The 16,806-nt window shown below is 62.3% G+C and carries 24 protein-coding genes and 1 tRNA gene; 15 read left to right on the forward strand and 10 right to left on the reverse strand.

Annotated elements, in window-relative coordinates; all coding sequences use genetic code 11:
- The first annotated feature begins 203 nt into the window (after positions 1-203).
- Positions 204-701, forward strand: coding sequence for a heme-degrading domain-containing protein (locus NCT04_RS07385; RefSeq protein WP_250464730.1), 498 nt, complete (start codon positions 204-206; stop codon positions 699-701).
- Positions 702-746: 45 nt separating this feature from the next.
- Positions 747-1,133 carry a DMT family transporter gene (locus tag NCT04_RS07390; protein WP_250464732.1) on the forward strand — a complete coding sequence of 129 codons (387 nt, stop codon included), beginning with the start codon at positions 747-749 and terminating at the stop codon, positions 1,131-1,133.
- On the opposite strand, the gene NCT04_RS07395 is transcribed toward NCT04_RS07390, so the two are convergent.
- A complete protein-coding gene (locus NCT04_RS07395) occupies positions 1,099-1,449 on the reverse strand; it encodes a hypothetical protein (RefSeq protein WP_244825275.1) in 351 nt (116 codons plus the stop codon). The genes NCT04_RS07390 and NCT04_RS07395 overlap by 35 nt on opposite strands.
- A 272-nt stretch (positions 1,450-1,721) precedes the next feature.
- On the opposite strand from NCT04_RS07395, the gene NCT04_RS07400 reads away from it, so the two are divergent.
- The 6 genes from NCT04_RS07400 to NCT04_RS07425 all read left to right on the forward strand — a co-directional run bounded on the left by NCT04_RS07400 (position 1,722) and on the right by NCT04_RS07425 (position 5,111).
- Positions 1,722-2,012, forward strand: coding sequence for a hypothetical protein (locus NCT04_RS07400; RefSeq protein WP_250464734.1), 291 nt, complete (start codon positions 1,722-1,724; stop codon positions 2,010-2,012).
- The gene (locus NCT04_RS07405) at positions 2,012-2,365 is read left to right on the forward strand and encodes a hypothetical protein (protein WP_244825273.1); all 354 of its coding nucleotides are present in this window, start codon (positions 2,012-2,014) and stop codon (positions 2,363-2,365) included. The genes NCT04_RS07400 and NCT04_RS07405 overlap by 1 nt, the downstream gene beginning before the upstream one ends.
- A 175-nt stretch (positions 2,366-2,540) precedes the next feature.
- Positions 2,541-2,825, forward strand: coding sequence for a DUF1488 family protein (locus NCT04_RS07410; protein WP_250464736.1), 285 nt, complete (start codon positions 2,541-2,543; stop codon positions 2,823-2,825).
- 79 nt (positions 2,826-2,904) lie between these two features.
- Positions 2,905-3,183 carry a hypothetical protein gene (locus NCT04_RS07415; protein WP_250464737.1) on the forward strand — a complete coding sequence of 93 codons (279 nt, stop codon included), beginning with the start codon at positions 2,905-2,907 and terminating at the stop codon, positions 3,181-3,183.
- A gap of 79 nt (positions 3,184-3,262) precedes the next feature.
- The gene (locus tag NCT04_RS07420) at positions 3,263-3,907 is read left to right on the forward strand and encodes a TetR/AcrR family transcriptional regulator (RefSeq protein WP_250464739.1); all 645 of its coding nucleotides are present in this window, start codon (positions 3,263-3,265) and stop codon (positions 3,905-3,907) included.
- Between the two features lie 91 nt (positions 3,908-3,998).
- Positions 3,999-5,111: an enoyl-CoA hydratase/isomerase family protein gene (locus tag NCT04_RS07425; RefSeq protein WP_244825269.1), complete on the forward strand. Its 1,113-nt coding sequence runs from the start codon at positions 3,999-4,001 to the stop codon at positions 5,109-5,111.
- A gap of 23 nt (positions 5,112-5,134) precedes the next feature.
- On the opposite strand, the gene NCT04_RS07430 is transcribed toward NCT04_RS07425, so the two are convergent.
- From NCT04_RS07430 to dusA, 4 genes are all read right to left on the reverse strand, one after another.
- A complete protein-coding gene (locus tag NCT04_RS07430; RefSeq protein ID WP_244825268.1) occupies positions 5,135-5,560 on the reverse strand; it encodes a hypothetical protein in 426 nt (141 codons plus the stop codon).
- 114 nt (positions 5,561-5,674) lie between these two features.
- Positions 5,675-5,914, reverse strand: coding sequence for a hypothetical protein (locus tag NCT04_RS07435; RefSeq protein WP_250464741.1), 240 nt, complete (start codon positions 5,912-5,914; stop codon positions 5,675-5,677).
- Between the two features lie 143 nt (positions 5,915-6,057).
- Positions 6,058-6,133 (reverse strand) — tRNA-His (locus tag NCT04_RS07440).
- A gap of 117 nt (positions 6,134-6,250) precedes the next feature.
- Entirely contained in the window at positions 6,251-7,255 is a 1,005-nt protein-coding gene (gene dusA, locus NCT04_RS07445; RefSeq protein WP_250464742.1) for a tRNA dihydrouridine(20/20a) synthase DusA, read from the reverse strand.
- Positions 7,256-7,438: 183 nt separating this feature from the next.
- Here dusA and NCT04_RS07450 point away from each other — a divergent pair, with 183 nt between their 5' ends.
- The 5 genes from NCT04_RS07450 (at position 7,439) to NCT04_RS07470 (ending at position 9,811) form a co-directional block, all read left to right on the forward strand.
- Positions 7,439-7,741, forward strand: a complete 303-nt coding sequence (locus NCT04_RS07450; RefSeq protein ID WP_244825265.1) for a hypothetical protein — start codon at positions 7,439-7,441, stop codon at positions 7,739-7,741.
- A 39-nt stretch (positions 7,742-7,780) separates the two neighbouring features.
- The gene (locus NCT04_RS07455; protein ID WP_250464744.1) at positions 7,781-8,173 is read left to right on the forward strand and encodes a DUF5594 family protein; all 393 of its coding nucleotides are present in this window, start codon (positions 7,781-7,783) and stop codon (positions 8,171-8,173) included.
- Positions 8,174-8,227: 54 nt separating this feature from the next.
- Positions 8,228-8,431 (forward strand): hypothetical protein, encoded by a 204-nt coding sequence (locus tag NCT04_RS07460; protein WP_244825263.1) that lies wholly within the window; start codon positions 8,228-8,230, stop codon positions 8,429-8,431.
- Between the two features lie 150 nt (positions 8,432-8,581).
- Positions 8,582-9,319, forward strand: coding sequence for an SDR family oxidoreductase (locus NCT04_RS07465; protein ID WP_244825261.1), 738 nt, complete (start codon positions 8,582-8,584; stop codon positions 9,317-9,319).
- A gap of 132 nt (positions 9,320-9,451) precedes the next feature.
- Positions 9,452-9,811: a hypothetical protein gene (locus NCT04_RS07470; protein ID WP_250464746.1), complete on the forward strand. Its 360-nt coding sequence runs from the start codon at positions 9,452-9,454 to the stop codon at positions 9,809-9,811.
- A 34-nt stretch (positions 9,812-9,845) separates the two neighbouring features.
- On the opposite strand, the gene NCT04_RS07475 is transcribed toward NCT04_RS07470, so the two are convergent.
- From NCT04_RS07475 to NCT04_RS07495, 5 genes are all read right to left on the reverse strand, one after another.
- Positions 9,846-10,319, reverse strand: coding sequence for a lytic transglycosylase domain-containing protein (locus NCT04_RS07475; protein WP_250464748.1), 474 nt, complete (start codon positions 10,317-10,319; stop codon positions 9,846-9,848).
- A 70-nt stretch (positions 10,320-10,389) separates the two neighbouring features.
- Positions 10,390-10,725 carry a hypothetical protein gene (locus NCT04_RS07480; RefSeq protein WP_250464750.1) on the reverse strand — a complete coding sequence of 112 codons (336 nt, stop codon included), beginning with the start codon at positions 10,723-10,725 and terminating at the stop codon, positions 10,390-10,392.
- Positions 10,726-10,729: 4 nt separating this feature from the next.
- The gene (locus NCT04_RS07485; RefSeq protein WP_284503094.1) at positions 10,730-11,071 is read right to left on the reverse strand and encodes a hypothetical protein; all 342 of its coding nucleotides are present in this window, start codon (positions 11,069-11,071) and stop codon (positions 10,730-10,732) included.
- Positions 11,072-11,317: 246 nt separating this feature from the next.
- Positions 11,318-11,515: a hypothetical protein gene (locus NCT04_RS07490; protein WP_244825252.1), complete on the reverse strand. Its 198-nt coding sequence runs from the start codon at positions 11,513-11,515 to the stop codon at positions 11,318-11,320.
- 125 nt (positions 11,516-11,640) lie between these two features.
- The gene (locus tag NCT04_RS07495) at positions 11,641-13,077 is read right to left on the reverse strand and encodes a DHA2 family efflux MFS transporter permease subunit (RefSeq protein ID WP_250464752.1); all 1,437 of its coding nucleotides are present in this window, start codon (positions 13,075-13,077) and stop codon (positions 11,641-11,643) included.
- A gap of 203 nt (positions 13,078-13,280) precedes the next feature.
- On the opposite strand from NCT04_RS07495, the gene NCT04_RS07500 reads away from it, so the two are divergent.
- The gene (locus NCT04_RS07500; protein WP_250464754.1) at positions 13,281-14,333 is read left to right on the forward strand and encodes an NADP(H)-dependent aldo-keto reductase; all 1,053 of its coding nucleotides are present in this window, start codon (positions 13,281-13,283) and stop codon (positions 14,331-14,333) included.
- A gap of 375 nt (positions 14,334-14,708) precedes the next feature.
- Positions 14,709-16,805, forward strand: a complete 2,097-nt coding sequence (tkt, locus tag NCT04_RS07505; RefSeq protein WP_250464756.1) for a transketolase — start codon at positions 14,709-14,711, stop codon at positions 16,803-16,805.
- The last annotated feature ends 1 nt before the right edge of the window (position 16,806 follow it).

Raw genomic sequence — 16,806 nt, forward strand, 5'->3', positions numbered from 1 at the left:
AAGCCCGGTTAAAGCCGGGCTTTTTGCTTTTCCAGCACGCAGTTGCATACATGTATGGGCGCAGTACTGGAAGTAAGGCAAGTCGCAATACCTCCACTTCATGACTAGACGCGGCGCAACGCCTGCGTATCCCTCGTGTCAAAATCCCCTAAAGCTCGTCAGCGCTAACGCACATCGAACCTTTTCAAAGGACACACGCCATCATGGATATTCCTCACGATCTGCAGATCATCGCGCATCAGGAACGCGCGCTTGTGTTCCCGCAGTTTCATGCCGATGAAGCCTGGCAAACCGGCACGCAACTGCGCGAGATGGCGATGGCGCGCGGCGCGGTCGTGGTCATCGATGTGCGCACGTTCGGTCAGCGCATGTTCTTCGCTTCGCTCGATGGCGCCACGCCCGACAACGCGCGCTGGGCAGAACGCAAGGCGAGGACTGTCGAACACTTTCGCCGCAGTTCGTACGGGCTCGGTCTCTCGCTACAACAGGCGGGCACCACGCTCGCCGACAAGTACGGCCTCAACGCCGCCGATTACTCGGCGCACGGCGGCGGCTTTCCGCTGCGCGTCGCGAATGTCGGCGTGATCGGCTCCGTGACGGTGTCGGGGCTGCCGCAGCGCGAAGATCATCAGATGGTGGTCGAAGCGCTATGCGCGGTGCTCGGCCATGACTTCGCCGCATTGTCGCTCGGCCGCGTCTGAGCGTCGTCACGCATTCCAAAGACTCAACGGAGACCGAACCAGCCGATGCGTTCCACCGCTTATGTGTTGCTTGCGATTGCGATCGTCGCGGAAGTCGTCGCGACCTCCGCGCTACGCGCCTCCGATGGCTTCACGCGCGCGTTACCCGCGACCATCGTCGTGATCGGCTATGGGTTGTCGTTTTATCTGCTGTCGCTGACCTTGCGGACCTTGCCGGTCGGCCTCGTCTATGCCGTGTGGTCGGGCGCGGGCATCGTGTTGATTACGCTCGTCGCCACGTTCTTCTTCAAGCAGACGCCCGATATTCCCGCCATGTTGGGCATGGGGCTGATCGTCGCGGGCGTCATCGTGCTGAACGTGTTTTCGAAGATGAGCGCATTGACGCGGCGCGGCACCGCTACTTGCAGCGTACGATCATCGAGCGATTCTTGACGTTTGCCGTCACGACGTTGCTCAAGCCGCCGCCGCTCGGACCGCCTTCCTCGTTGTCCTTCGACACGATGTCGTAACCCGTCGCGCCGCATGCCTTGCCCGCGAGCACATAGCAGCTCGCCCAGCTCGATCCGGCATCGGCGCCGCTGCAGTTCACTGCGTAGCCCGTCTGGCCATCGGGAAGATTGATGAGCGATGCATCGTTGGACGAAGCACACCCGCTCGTTCCGGCGATGGCAAAAACCGCGATCAAGGCGATGCCAGGCGCCGCCGCGCGCGCGATGAGCCGGCGTGAGCGCCGATCGAATTCCTTCATCTTTTCCTCGTGATTGCAATGACTTCGCCGCGGTACTTTTTTCGGCGGCTTTTTGGGATACGCATTGTCCCATACGCTACGCGCGCCGTGAAAAAGCACGATGGCCCGAACCGGGCGCGAGGCTTGCGAATCATCGAACGAACGGCGTTAAGCGGTAAAGACAGTTTCGCGTGAACTATTTTCCGGATTGCGCGCCTGATAGATAGCAAAGGCCGGTTGTAATTGCCGCATAACGTGTGATTCGTCGCCAACATAAAAAGGAGGTCAACACGATGGCCGAAAGAGTGACCGGTCCTTACCGAGGGTATTACATCAGCGCGTCCGCCCGGCTCGTGCAGGTGCACGATGGCGATCGCAACGAAGACAACGCCGGACAGGCGCTCAAGCCGATCTATGTCGGCTCGGTGAGCCTGGCGCGTGGCGGTCCGGACGATGTGCATCGCTTCGAGGCGCTCGTCGATCTCGGCCCGGAACGGCGCTTCGCCACCGAGGATGCCGCGCTTGCGCACGTCGAACAGGCGGGGCGCGAGTATATCGACCGCTTGTTGAAACCGATGACGTGATGCGCCCCGTTCATCTCCGGCACGCGGTGCTTTATGACATCGCCAACTGCCTGATCGACCTTTTTCCGAGCGGCGCGGACATCGCGGAGATCGGCCTCGAAGCCACGCCCGCGTTGTTCGTGAGCTGGCGCACGAGCGGGGTGGCGAATCATCCGGGCAACATTGCCTGGGGTGTGCATTATCGGTTCGAGCCGCAGGTACTGCGCGATTATCCGCATCTGTCGGAGGAGGCGCGTGAGCGCGTATGCGAGCGGGTGCGCGACATGAGCCGCCTGCTCGATTTCAATTACGCCGATCCGCTGGCGAGCTCGCTGCTCGTCGTCGATGTGAACGAGGACGTGCTCGCAGCCTGACGCTTTACACTGCGCGCCGCTGGACCGCGCCGCATCGACGCAGTTACCATAAGCGCCTCGGTCCTTTGCTCGAAACCAATCCTGCAGGGAATGCCTGAACGACTTTGCGTCGGTGCTGTAACACTCCGGGGCCGGTTTCTTCGGACAGCAACCGCGCCTGAGCCACGAGAACATCATGGACATCCGTTTCCTTCCGGACGCACCCGGTTATTGCGACTCCAACCTCACCATCGAATTCGCCGCGCTCGTCGACGGACGACGCGTACCGTGCGCCATATCGGTGGAAGCGCTGGAGGATCATTTCGGCGCCGAGACTTACGACAGCCACGGCTGGATCGACGCTTTCGATGCAGGCCGTGCGCGCATCGAAGCCGTGGCGCGCGAGCATCTGGAAGTCACGAATGGCATGCCCGTGCTTCTCAAGAGCGGTCATTTTCCGCCGGGACGCGTGCTTGCCTGAAAGCGGCGCACGCTAGCGTCCCGTTAATTCGACTGCGTATCTCCGCTTTGCGGGTACTATCTCGCTACAGGCCGCACGCATGGCGATTCGTGCGGCACGACATTTGCTCGGGCATCTGCGCTTTATTGTGCAAGCCACAACGAGCAACCATTATAAAAAGTCGCGCGGGGTCGTCATGTTTCTCTCCTTTTTCCACTCGCTTATCGAGTCGAACGCACTATGGCTCATCTGGGCAGCCGTCGGTGTCGTTTTCCTGGGTCTATGCATCGTCTTCGCCTCCGTGCTGCTGGGCGAAACCGACGAGCCGCTTTATCGAGCCGCGCCTCGCGATAGCGACAGCGGCAAGATGATCGTCTGATCGTTTTGCTGGCTAGCCGCGCCGCTTGCGCGGTGACCATTCGCGTCATGCAAATTCGGGTTTGACTAGCCGACAGGCGATGTCGACAATATCCCGCATGGATCTGCCGCGACACATATCGACACCACCGGGCAAGGCGCGTGAGCTGCGGCAAGAGCAGCGGGATGCCTTGCGCGGGCGCATACTCGACGTGTCGCGAGCTATCGTGAAGCGTGAAGGCTTCGCAGCACTTTCGATGCGCCGGCTCGCGCAGGCAATTGACTATTCGCCTGCCGCTTTGTACTTGCATTTTCGGAGCCGCGCGGACATCGCGTACGCTTTGTGCGTGGAAGGACATGCGACATTGCGCGCGGCATTTGCGCCGCAAGCGAGCATTGCCGATCCCGCCGCGCGTCTTAGAGCAATGGCGCGCGTCTATGTCGAATTTGGCCTGGCCGAGCCCGAGACGTATCGGCTGATGTTCATGGACGCGGACCGCCGCGGCGATGGAACCAACGGCACCGATGACGGCATGGCTGCGCTTTCGTTGATGACCGATGCCTTCGTCGAACTACGCGCCGCGGGGCGGCTCAAGCGCCTGCCGCCGGAGACACTGCCGGCCGATTGCGCTCAGGCGTTGTGGGCGACTTTGCATGGCATCGTCGCGCTGGCGCTGTGCGGCGTATCGCGGGCAATGCCTGCGGCCGAGATACTCGAGTTATCGCTCGACGCGTGGCTCGCGTAGTGAACAACAGGTTGACCGCAGGTTGAGTACTGGCTGGCATCTGGCCTGCCAAACTGACTGACAGAACGAACCGACCCGACACTCCAACACGATGACCACCGAAGATATCCGTATCGACTCCGCCAACGGCATCGGCTTCATTGCACTCGATCGCCCGAAGGCTCTGAATGCGCTGTCCGCGCCCATGTTGCGCGCGATTAGCGAGGCCTTGCGCGCCTGGCGTCACGACCAGGCAATCCGCACCGTCGTGGTGTATAGCCCGCACGTGCGGGCGTTTTGCGCGGGCGGCGATATCCGCTTTCTCTACGAGTCGGCGCAGGCGGGCGACCGCGATTCGATCGACGCGTTTTTCACCGACGAGTACAAGCTCAATCACGCGATCTTCACCTTCCCGAAGCCGTATATCGCGGTGATGAACGGCGTCGTGATGGGCGGCGGCATGGGTATCTCGCAAGGCGCGCATCATACGGGCGGGCTGCGAATCGTCACGCAGTCGACCAAGATGGCGATGCCCGAGACGCGTATTGGACTCTTTCCCGATGTCGGCGTGAGCTGGTTTCTCGCGCGCGCGCCTGGCGCGATCGGGCGTTATCTGGCCGCGACGGGCGCGAGCATGGGCGCGGCCGACGCGCTCTATGCGCGCATGGCCGACGCTTATCTCGACGATGGCGCGTTGCCGGGCTTGATCGAATCGCTACGGCATCAGCGCTTTCTCGATGGCGTAGCGATCGTTCGCTTCGTCGAAAACGAGACGACCAAATACAAGGTGAGCCCGACGCTCGACCGCAGCGCGCTTGCCGAGGGACGCACGCTCATCGACAAGCATTTCGCCACGGGCAATGGCGCGGCGATTCTCGCATCGCTCGCGCGTGAGACGGATGGCGCCGCGCGCGAGTGGGCCGAGCGCGTGGCGGCGGAACTGCGCGAACGTTCGCCTTTGTCGGTGGATGTCTCGCTGCAGCAGGTGGATCGCGCGCGGTATTCATCGATGGCGGAGACCTTGCGCCGCGACCTCGATCTCACGCGCACGACGTTCGAACGCGGCGATGTGATCGAGGGCATTCGGGCGCGTATCGTCGACAAGGACAATCAGCCGAGCTGGAAGATCGCGCGGGCGGAGGAGGTGGGCGTCAAGGATGTCGAACGTATGTTCGAGAGCGCCTGGACGCCGGCGACGCATCCGCTGCGTTTGCTCAAGGACTGAGCGTTCTTAGCGAGAACGCGCGATCAACGCGACTCGTTGCCGGCCGAGAAAGCGCGCATGAAGACGAGCGCGCCCCAGCCCCAGATTGCGTTGGCGATGAAGTTGGGCGCGAGTCGCGGCAGCATGTTGCCGCTTGGCCAGATGCCGCGCGCGGGATCGATCACGAATGCGCCGACCGCGGTCAGCACGATGCCGCCGAATACGAGCGAGCCAATCCACGGCGCGCGGTTCTCCGGCGCGACGCGCAAGAGCCACGAGAGCAGCACGCCGAACACCGCGCTCCATAACGCATTCGCGATGAAAGTTGGAATGCCGAGCGGCAGAAAAGGGGTGATGGAAAAGCCGGCTTGATCGATGAGACCTGCTGCATGCAGCAGCGCGAGCGTCGATTCCCGAAAGAAGAGTGCGGCAAGAAAACCAGAAACGAACGGCAGAATGACTTTATGCATTGGCAGGACCGCTTGCGGCGAACCGCGGCTCTCGTTGGTTGTCGTGACGCGCCATTATAGGGGGGCGCAAGCCGGTGTCGAAGCGATGCCTAAGCAGATACGACGCGGGCGCGCTTACTTTGCGATGGCGTCGCTCGCCGGACTGTGATGCAGCATGCGGTCGCTGTTGGGCGGCGGGTTGGGGCGCTTCACCGGCATGTTGTCGGGATTGTTCGGGCGCGTGGTCTCGGCGGAAGGCGAGCCGGGTGCGCTCGGCGGCTTGACCATCGAGGCGTTATCGTCGGGGCGCGCAGTTTGGGCTTGCACCGCTACGGCCGAGCAGATGAGGAGAAGCGCGAGGGTCGTTTTTTTCATGTCGAGTCTCCACGAGCGAAGCCGCGGCGGGAGCGCCGCGGTCTTCATGAGACAGGCGCGTCGGCTGAAAATTCGCGGAAGATTTCGTCTTTCGGAAAAGCAAAAAGCCCGGTCAATTGACCGGGCTTTTTGCTTTAATTCCGTGGGGTGGCTGATGGGACTCGAACCCACGACGACAGGAATCACAATCCTGGACTCTACCAACTGAGCTACAGCCACCACTGAACTACCTGATTCCATCTTGCTGAAAGTTGCTCAGCAATCAAGAAGCGAGATTATACGAACTAAAATTGCGCTTGCCTAGCCCTTTCACGCATCTTCGTTCGCGAGACGGCTTCAAGATTCGATAGCTTCCGCACCTTCGCGCAAATGGGCACGCGCTTCGTCGAAAATCGCAAGATCGCCGGTTGCCAGCCGCCGGCTATCGGAAAGCACGCGCCGCCATCCACGCGCACCGGCAGTGCCGCGATACAGCCCAAGCGCGTGACGTGTCACCGCGCCGAGATACGTGCCGCGCGCAAGTTCGTTGCGTGCATAGCCAATGAGTCCGGCTTCGATTTCCTCGCGTGAAGGAATCGCCGTCGTCGCGCCATAAAAGCGTGTATCGACGCCCGCGAGCACATACGGGTTGTGATAAGCCTCACGGCCCAACATGACGCCATCGACGTGTTTCAGATGTTCCTCGACCTCGTCGAGCGTCTTGATGCCGCCGTTGATCGAAATCTCCAGATGCGAAAAATCCCGCTTCAGTTGATACGCATATTCGTATTTGAGCGGCGGAATCTCGCGGTTCTCCTTCGGGCTCAGGCCTTTCAGGATAGCGTTGCGCGCATGGACGATGAACACTTCGCAACCCGCATCGGCGACGGTGCCGACAAAATCGCGCACGAACGCGTAGTCCTCGATGGAATCGACGCCGATACGGTGCTTGACCGTCACGGGAATCGATACGGCATCGCGCATGGCTTTCACGCCGTCCGCTACTAGTTGCGGCTCTTTCATCAGACATGCACCGAACGCGCCGCGCTGCACGCGCTCGGACGGGCAGCCGCAATTCAGATTGATTTCGTCATAACCCCACTGCTCGCCGAGCTTCGCGCTCTTTGCCAGATCGGCCGGCTCGCTGCCTCCGAGCTGCAACGCAACCGGCGCTTCGGCGGGCGTGAACGCAAGGTGACGCGCGACATCGCCGTAAAGCAGGGCGCCCGTGGTCACCATCTCTGTGTAGAGGTAAGCGTGCCGCGACACGAGCCGATGCAACGAGCGGCAATGCCTGTCGGTCCAGTCCATCATCGGAGCGACGGACACGCGGCGGGGGCTGATTTTTTGAACGGCGGACATGTGGAGCGAATGACCGTGGCGCGGTCTGCATCGGTTTAAGGCGAAGGTGTAATTTTACCGCAGTGCGGCGAAGCGCTTTGTCGAAAGGCACGTCTCGACAGACACTCGAACCAGCCAACCCCCACACCTCCCCCGTGCTAGCATCATCAAACCACCATTCCGAACACGGCAACGGAGGCAGCCATGACCACCTTGGCGATAGACGGCGTGCGCTGGGTCAACGATCGCGTGACCAACGTCCGCTGGGGCAGCTTCGATTCCGCGACCAACGACTGGGCCGCGCCCACCACCATCGTGGAAGTGCAGGAGGTCGTGGACGCCATCAAGAGCGGCAAGGAGGTCCGCACGCTCTTTACCCTCGGCGGTCGCACTTTTCTCGGTCCGAAAGTCAGCTCGCTGCCCTACGCGAACGGCCATATCGGCATCGAAGCGCGCGTGCAAGACGGGCAGATCGAAAAATCGCTCGAGGATTTGCCGCCAGTCTGACGGCGCGCCGCACGCATTGAAAGCACACGGAGAAGGGCGTTGAACCGGGAGCAGGCGCTTCGCTTCGAAAGCGAATTCATGCCGCGTATCGCCGAGCGAGTGGCGGCGCTGCTTCACGGCGTGCGCGTCGATATCGTTCCCGGCGAATATCCGCACCAGCCTGCCAAATTGCACCTCAGCGCTCAAACCCCACCGCATGCGAACGACGAGCGCGCGCGCGGTTATCCGTTGCCGCTCAACATCTTTCTCACGTGGGACGACGAGGAGATCGAGCGTCTCATGCATCCTCACGGGGAGGCGCGCTTTATGCGCTATCTGGACGCACTCGACATCAAGTTCGCGGCCTGGCAAGGCGCACGCGATGTCGATATGGTCACGCGCTCGCAGGCCGAGACTTCCGTGCTGCTTGGCGGTCTGGATTTCGAAGCCTGAAGCGGCGTTCGTCGTCACCGCGCGTGTCGTGGTTCCACCAAGGAGGAGGTCAGGATGACATCGTCAAAAGAAGGCAACGTCCGCGCGTTCGTGCAGACGGCCGAGCAAGCGGGCGGATTCGTCTGGGTACTCGTGCTAGTCGATTTCGAAGCGCGCGAAGTGAGACGCGCGCTCGTATCGGAAGAAAATTTCGCTACCGCAGATGCCGCGCGCGACGCCGGCAACGATCAGCTAAAAGGCATGAGCAACGATCGCTGAGGCTAGGATTGGCAATACGCACGGTTCGCAGCCGTGGGCCGCTAAACTCGTTCGACAATTCCGCACGTTTTCCTCGATTTACCCGTACGGCATTGCTCGCAAAGCCCGCCATACTGCCTTCACACTGATCAACGTTCAAAGGAGAACGTCATGAATCGCTTCGAAGGCAAGACAGTTCTGGTTACGGGCGGCAACAGCGGCATTGGTCTGGCGGCGGCGCAGGCATTCGCCGCGGAAGGCGCGCGCGTCGTCATCACGGGTCGCGATGAAGTCTCTCTCGCCAAGGCGCGCGAGACGCTCGGCGCTAACGCCGTCGCCATACGCAACGTCACGGGCACCATCGCCGCCGCGCAGGAACTCGCGCGGCATCTCGGCGACGCGCACATCCGGCTCGACGCTGTGTTCGTCAATGCAGGCGTCGCCACGTTCGCTCCGTTCGTCGATATCGACGAGAAAGCGTGGGACGAAACCTTCGCGATCAACGTGAAGGGTCCGTATTTTCAGATTCAGGCGCTCGTGCCGCTACTGAACGAAGGCGCATCCATCGTGCTGAACGGTTCAATCAACGCGCATATCGGCATGCCCGCTTCGTCGATCTATGCCGCGAGCAAGGCAGCGCTCATCTCGCTTGCGAAGACGCTCTCGGCGGAATTGCTGCCGCGCGGCGTGCGTGTGAACGTGGTGAGCCCCGGTCCCATCGCAACGCCTTTGCACGACAAGCTCGGCCTCGCCGATGAAGCCGCCGCGCAACTGCAAAGCCAGATTCCGCTCGGGCGCTTCGGCAAGTCGAGCGAAGTGGCGGCGACGGTGCTGCTGCTGGCGTCGGCGGAGGCGGGGTTCATCGTGGGCTCTGAACTAGTGATCGATGGCGGGATGAGTCAGCTTTGAAGCCGGTGCGGTGATCGACGGCCGCGCGTGGTTGCGCGGTCATGTCGTGCTGCCTGCGAAACGGGACACGACGCGCCTCGGACCGCTGGCAGAATCGACTGTTCTCGAAGCCACAATCAAAATCAGCGTCACATGAGCCATCCACCCGAAGAAGACCACGGCAGCACCCGCGAAGCACGCTTTCGCCGCTACGACGCCGCGGGCGAAGCGTCCGTCCGCGCCGATCTCGACGATGCCGCCACGAGCGACCCCGAAGCCGCATCCAAGCGCGCGTGGTTGCGCGGCAAGGAGGTCGCGCATCAGGACGAGCAGTTTCGCGCGATGTTCGCATCCGTCAATTCGGCCAACGACGCCGCGCAACTCGCCCGCGAATCCGCGCAGGCATCGCGCCGTTCGGCCTTCTGGACGATGATCGCGGCAATCGCGGCCACGGCCGGTGTGATCGTCAACGCGGCGATCGCGCTTGGCTGGCTCGACTGGCTCAAACGCTAAGGCGCTAAGGCGCTGAATCGTCGATGCCGAAGCCTCAGGGCATCGCCGGCTGCAATTCGCCCCAGCTCACGAGAATGCTTTGGATGCTTCGCGCATAGGCATCGCGATGTTTCGGCGATTCCGAGTGATAAGCGCCAATCGCGCGCCACGTGTTGCCGTACTTGACCATCTTTTGCTTGAGCAGCCATGCCGCGACGAACACGTTTACGCACGGATCGGCGAGCGCGCGGTGCGGAATGCCCTGGCGCGCCAGGTCGGGAAAATGAATCGAATTGATCTGCAACTGGCCGACATCGATGGAACCGTTGGCGTTGCGGTTGATCGCGCTGGCGTCGCGTTTCGACTCGCGCCAGGCAACCGCGCGCAGCACGAGCGGATTGACGCCCTGATACGCGCCCGCCAGTTCGAAACAGTCATCGGCGTGCACAGCGCCGGATGCAAGCGACAATCCGAGCGCGGCGCAGGCGGCGAGGGCAAGCCGCGTGGCGGCTATCGCTGGTGGAAACATGAATCGTGGCTCCCGTGTTGGTCTTATACGAAGCGGTCGATAGGCGTTTGTTGTCCGCCCCTGCTGGCGTTCAGCGGATCAACGCGGCGTCCAGCCGCTGTTCGATGTCTTTCATATAACTGCGCGATTCGCCCGATACCACGAGACGCGGTTCGGGACCGTCGCATCGGCAATCCGCGACCAGGCGCGCCTTTCTGCTCTTTTTCGCGGATGGCTTGGCGGGAAGTTCGTCGTCGCCGGTCGAAGGCGGCAGCATGGCGAGCGTCGGCAGCGGCGGATACACGCGTGGCGAGCCGGGCATGAGCGCGGCCAAGGTTTGTACGCCGGGCGCGCTGACATCGAGCGGACCGGCGGATGCGGTCGAAAAAACCAGCAAGCCGCCGATGACCAAGAGAGTGCGTCGCATGATGTCAGCCTCCTTGCGTTGGTTTGATCGACACGCTGTACGGCTCGCGCGCGCCGGCGGTGCGGTTCTCGAGGCTCAGCCGGACGGTGCGTTTCGCCGGCACGCCTTTCCAGATCGCCTGATTGATATAGGGCAAATCCTGCGCGAGCGCGGTGACGAGAATGGTGGTCGGCTGCTTCTGCGCGGCTGCAAGCGAGCCGGCTTTGGTGAGGATTGCGCTGAGCTGCGCATCGCGGGCGCCGAGGGCATCGGCGGGAATCTCGAAACTGATGATGCCCGTGGCGACCGGCGGCTTATCGGTCTGCGCGACCGGATTGGCGGCCGGCAGCGGCGCGCAGCCGGTCAAGGAACTGACAACGACGATAGATAGAAAAGAAACGGCCCACTTCACAGGCGGCTCCCGAAAGGATCATGGTGATATGCAAGTTTTCGGCGTGGGGGCCGGTGGTCTTGATAGCCAGGCGCAAACGTTGAGCGATTTAGGAAGACTTGACTCGGGAAACCGGAATTTCGGAAAAGAGGCTCGTAGGAATTGCCGGATTCGCGCGGGAAACAGCGTCCAACGCGCCGGCTTGCATCGACGATCGGAAGATCAGAAACACCACCAGGCGCGCACGCTCGGTTCGCCGTCGAGCGCGCGAACGAAGTCGTCGGCGAAGGCATCGCTCGCGGCTTTCCATTCAGGCGTGCCGGTGGGCAGGTCGTTCGGATTCTTCAGCCCGCGCGCGTGACGGATGACGGCTACGGCTTCGCTGAGAGCGGCGATGGAGTCGAGACTGTGCGTGTTCATAACGCGGATTACGGCGCGTCGGAGCGAAACTTGAGGCTAGGCAAAGGTCGCTCAGGAGATCACCGCAAAAAACGCGGCCTTGATCTCGACGGCGTCGCTCCGAAACCCAACACAGGACGAATCCGTCAAACCTTCCCCTTATGCCCCGACACGAGCGCTCCCGCATCGCGCTTGAGGCTGAACAGATCCACCACGCCGATCAATCCCACCAGCCCGACGATCAGAAATGCCACGCTGAAATCTTCCGTCGCGATGGACTGCGCGTCGTGCCCATGCAGCCATTCGGCAAAGCGCAGGGCAATGGCGCCGACCGCGACGCCCACGCCCATCGTCATCTGAAAGAGCGTGCTCGATAACGCCGATGCCGCGCTCATCTGCGATTTCGGCACATCCGCGAAACTCAGCGTATTGAGCGCCGTGAACTGCAAGGAGCGCGACAAGCCGCTCGCGAACAGCACGGCGACGATCACGAACGTCGGCGTCGATGCCGTGAGCAAGCTCATCACGGCAAGCGAAAGCGCGGCGATCACGCCGTTGACGATCAGCACCGGCCGGAAGCCGAAGCGCCGCATCACGGGCGTGGTGATGAGCTTCATCGAAAGATTGCCCGCGAACACTGCGAGCGTGAGCAGGCCGGATTCGAAGGCGTTCAGCCCGAAGCCGACCTGAAACATCAGCGGTAGTAAAAACGGCGCCGCGCTGATGGCGATGCGAAGCAGCGACCCGCCGCCCATCGCCACGGCAAAGGTCCTTACCTTGAGCGCCGACAGATCGACGACCGGATGCGCCGCGCGCCGCAAATGCCACCACGACGCGACGCTCGCCACCACGCCGACGATCACGAGCACGCCGGCGTAGCGCCACGACGTCTCGTTGCGGCCGATCAGCTCCATCGCATAGAGCAGCGTCGTGCAGGCGATTCCGCACAGCGCGAAGCCGACGAGGTCGAAGCGGCGCTTCGCATCCGCGCGCACGTTGTCGATGAAGCGCAACGTGAGCAAGAAACCGATGATGCCGAGCGGCACATTGAGATAGAAGATCCAGCGCCACGACGAATACGTGGTGATGAAGCCGCCGAGCGGCGGTCCGATCACCGGCGCGACGAGCCCCGGCCAGGTGATGATGGCGATGGCGCGCATGAGGTCGTTCTTCGGCGTGGCGCGCAGCACGGCCAGGCGTCCGACCGGCACCATCATCGCGCCGCCGATGCCCTGCAAGACGCGCGCCGCCGCGAACGCGGGCAGGGTCGAAGTCGTCGCGCACAGCACGGAAGCGGCCGTGAAAACGGCGATCGCGCTGCCGAACACCGTGCGCAAACCGAAGCGGTCGGCGGCCCAGCCGGAAATCGGGATGAACACCGCGAGCGTCAGCAGATACGCGGTGATGCCGAGACTCATCTCGGCCGGATGCACGTTGAACGAATGCGCCATCTGCGGCAGCGCGGTCGCGATGATCGTGCCGTCGAGGTTCTCCATGAAAAACGTGGCCGCGACCAGCGTAATGATGAGCGATGAGCCTCGCTGCGCGCGTTCGTTGTCAGTTTGAGCAGCGGGAGAGGGCATCGGCTGAGACTTCCTTGTGCAAAATGGGTAGGTTCGGATGCGCTGCAAAGCCGTGACGCGGCCCGCTATTTTAGCCACGACAGCAGATCTCGCACGGCTATGGTAATTTTTGCGGTTGCGGCCCGCCGTTCGACTGCATCGCCGACGAAAGGCCGACAGGACGCCAACGCAACGCCAACACAATGGCAACAAGAGGGAACGCAATGAAGTATCGGAAGCTGGGAGATTCGGGTGTCGACGTGAGTCTGATCGGGCTTGGCACCATGACCTGGGGCGAGCAGAACACCGAGAGCGAGGCGCATGAACAGATCGACTACGCGCTCGCTCAAGGCGTGAATCTGATCGATGCCGCCGAAATGTATCCGGTCCCGCCGCGCCCTGAAACGCAAGGCCGCACTGAGGAGTACATCGGTACGTGGCTCGCGAGGAACGGCGGCAAGCGCGCCGATATCGTGCTTGCCACCAAGATCGCCGGGCCCGCGCGCCAGCCGCACAATCCGCGGCACATCCGCGGCGCGGGCAACCAGTTCGACCGCAAGAATATCGTCGAAGCCGTCGACAGCAGCCTCGCGCGCCTGCAAACGGATTACATCGATTTGTATCAGCTGCATTGGCCCGACCGCAGCACGATGACCTTCGGCCGCCCGAACTATCCGTATATCGACGATGAATACACGGTGCCGATCGAGGAAACGCTCGCCGCGCTCGGCGAACTCGTCAAGGCCGGCAAGATTCGTCATATCGGGCTGTCCAACGAAACGCCGTGGGGCGTCGCGCAATTCTTGCGCGCGTCGGAAAAGGCGGGCTTGCCGCGCGTCGTCAGCATTCAGAATCCGTACAGTCTCGTGAACCGCGTGTACGAACTCGGGCTCTCCGAATTCACGCACAAGGAAGGCGTGGGCCTGCTTGCTTATTCGCCGATGGCCTTCGGCTGGCTCTCGGGCAAATACGAAGGCGGTGCGCGCCCGGCCGGCGCGCGCATCACGCTATTCGAGCGCTTTCAGCGTTACAGCAAGCCGCAGGCAATCGCTGCCGTCACTTCCTATGTCGAACTGGCGAAGCGCCACGGTTTGACGCCCGCGCAGTTGTCGCTGGCGTTCGTCAACAGCCGTCCGTTCACGACGAGCACGCTGATCGGTGCGACGTCGATGGCACAGCTGAAGGAAAACATCGACAGCGTGAACGTCGAACTTTCCGACGAAATCATCGCCGAGATCGAAGCGCTTCATGAACGTCAGCCTAACCCGGCGCCTTGAACCGTCCTTCCGGTCACGCCTTTGCCGCGCCTTAAACCGTTTGCGAACAAGGCCTTGGCGCGAAACCTGATGGCCTGCGCGCGGATGTGTCACGATTGACCGTTCGCGCGCACGCAATATCGGCGATGCGCGCTTCGCTTACTTAGCCCTTGCCTTACTTTTGCAAAGCTTCAAGGATGCATTGCGTCCGTATCCTGCCGTAACGCCGCCGCTTGTCCGCGCCCCGGCATCACCGCCAGATAAGGGCGACGGCGCGCCCCACGTGTCACTTGCGATGCAGTGCCGGCTGTAAGGCACTACACTTGCTCGATGGTCCTGGTTGCCCGCTGCGGCGCCCTCAGCCACAGCGCGCCCTTAGCAAAGGAGTCGTCGCTCATGTCTCAAGCAACGCCGAAGTCTTCCGCCGATCTTGACACGCTCACGATCAATACCATCCGCACGCTGTCGATGGACGCCGTGCAGAAAGCCAATTCGGGTCACCCCGGCACGCCGATGGCGCTCGCGCCAGTCGCGTTTCACCTGTGGCAGAACCATCTTCGCTACGATCCCGACGCGCCGCTCTGGCCGAATCGCGACCGCTTCGTGCTGTCGGTCGGGCACGCGTCGATGCTGCTCTATTCGCTGCTGCATCTGTCCGGCGTGAAGGAAGTCGACGAGTTCGGCAAGCCAACCGGCAAGCCGGCCATCTCGATCGACGATATCAAGAATTTTCGTCAGCTCGACAGCAAGACGCCGGGCCACCCGGAATACCGCATGACGACCGGTGTCGAAACCACGACAGGTCCGCTCGGTCAGGGTCTCGGCAACAGCGTCGGCATGGCGATGGCCGCGCGCTGGAAAGAAGCGCACTTCAACAAAAGCGATTCGCCGCTATTCGATTACCGTGTCTACGCGCTTTGCGGCGACGGCGACATGATGGAAGGAATCTCGCACGAAGCGGCATCGATCGCGGGGCACCTGAAGCTGTCGAACCTCATCTGGATCTACGACAGCAACCGCATCACGATCGAAGGACACACCGACCTCGCGTATAGCGACGACGTCGAAGCGCGCTTTCACGGCTACAACTGGAACACGCTGCACGTCGACGACGCCAACGACGCCGCCGCGCTCGAAGCGGCCATCAACAAGGCGAAGGCGACCACCGACAAGCCGACCCTGATCGTGGTGAAGAGCATCATCGGCTGGGGCGCGCCGAACAAGCAGGACACGGCGGCCGCGCACGGCGAACCGCTCGGCGCCGATGAGATCAAGGCTGCGAAGCGCGCGTACGGCTGGCCGGAAGACGCGCAGTTCCTCGTGCCCGACGGCGTAGTGCAACATTTCGCCGACGGCATGGGCGCGCGCGGCAAGGCGGCGCACGAAGCCTGGAAGAAGCAGTTCGATTCCTACGGCAAGGACTATCCGGATCTCGCGAAGCAACTCACGCTGATGCTCGAAGCGAAGCTGCCGGAAGGCTGGGAAAAGAGCATTCCGACCTTCGAGCCGGACGAAAAGGGAATCGCCACACGCGAGTCGTCGGGCAAGGTGCTGAACGCCATCGCGCAGTCCATTCCCTGGCTGATCGGCGGCGCGGCGGACTTGTCGCCATCGACGAAAACGAATCTGAAGTTCGACGGCGCGGGCAGTTTCGAGGCAAAGAGCTACGACGGCCGCAATCTGCACTTCGGCATTCGCGAGCACGGCATGGGCTCGGTTGCCAATGGACTCGCGCTGTCCAACATGCGGCCGTATGCATCGACGTTCCTGATTTTCAGCGACTACATGAAGCCGCCGATCCGCCTCTCCGCGATCATGGAACTGCCGGTGGTCTACGTGTTCACGCACGATTCCATCGGCGTGGGCGAGGACGGACCGACGCACCAGCCGATCGAGCAACTCGCTTCGTTGCGCGGCGTGCCGGGCCTCACCACGCTGCGTCCCGCCGATGCCAACGAAGTCGGCGAAGCATGGCGCGTCGCGCTGTCGTATCACAAGGAGCCGTCGTGTATCGTGCTGACGCGTCAACCGCTGCCGACCTTCGATCGCAAGAAATACGCGTCGGCTGAAGGCGTGCGGCGCGGCGCTTACGTGCTTGCCGACACCGAAGGCGGCAAGACGCCCGAAGTGCTGTTGCTTGCCACCGGCAGCGAAGTCGCGCTGTGCGTGGGCGTCTACGAGAAGCTGAAGGCCGAAGGCATCGCGGCGCGCGTCGTATCGATGCCTTCGTGGGACCTCTTCGAGAAACAGGACGAAGCCTACAAGGAATCGGTGTTGCCGAATGCGGTGAATGCTCGCGTTGCGGTCGAACAGGCCGGCACGCTCGGCTGGGACCGCTACGTCGGCCGGCTCGGCACCGTGCTCGCCATGCATACGTTCGGTGCGTCCGCACCGTTGAAGGCGCTTCAGGCCAAATTCGGCTTTACGCCGGAACGCGTCTACGAGGAAGCGAAAAAGCAGATCGAACGCGTCAAACACAACGGCAAGGAGTAAC

The organism is Caballeronia sp. GAFFF2, from assembly GCF_023631485.1.
Classification (GTDB): Bacteria; Pseudomonadota; Gammaproteobacteria; order Burkholderiales; family Burkholderiaceae; genus Caballeronia.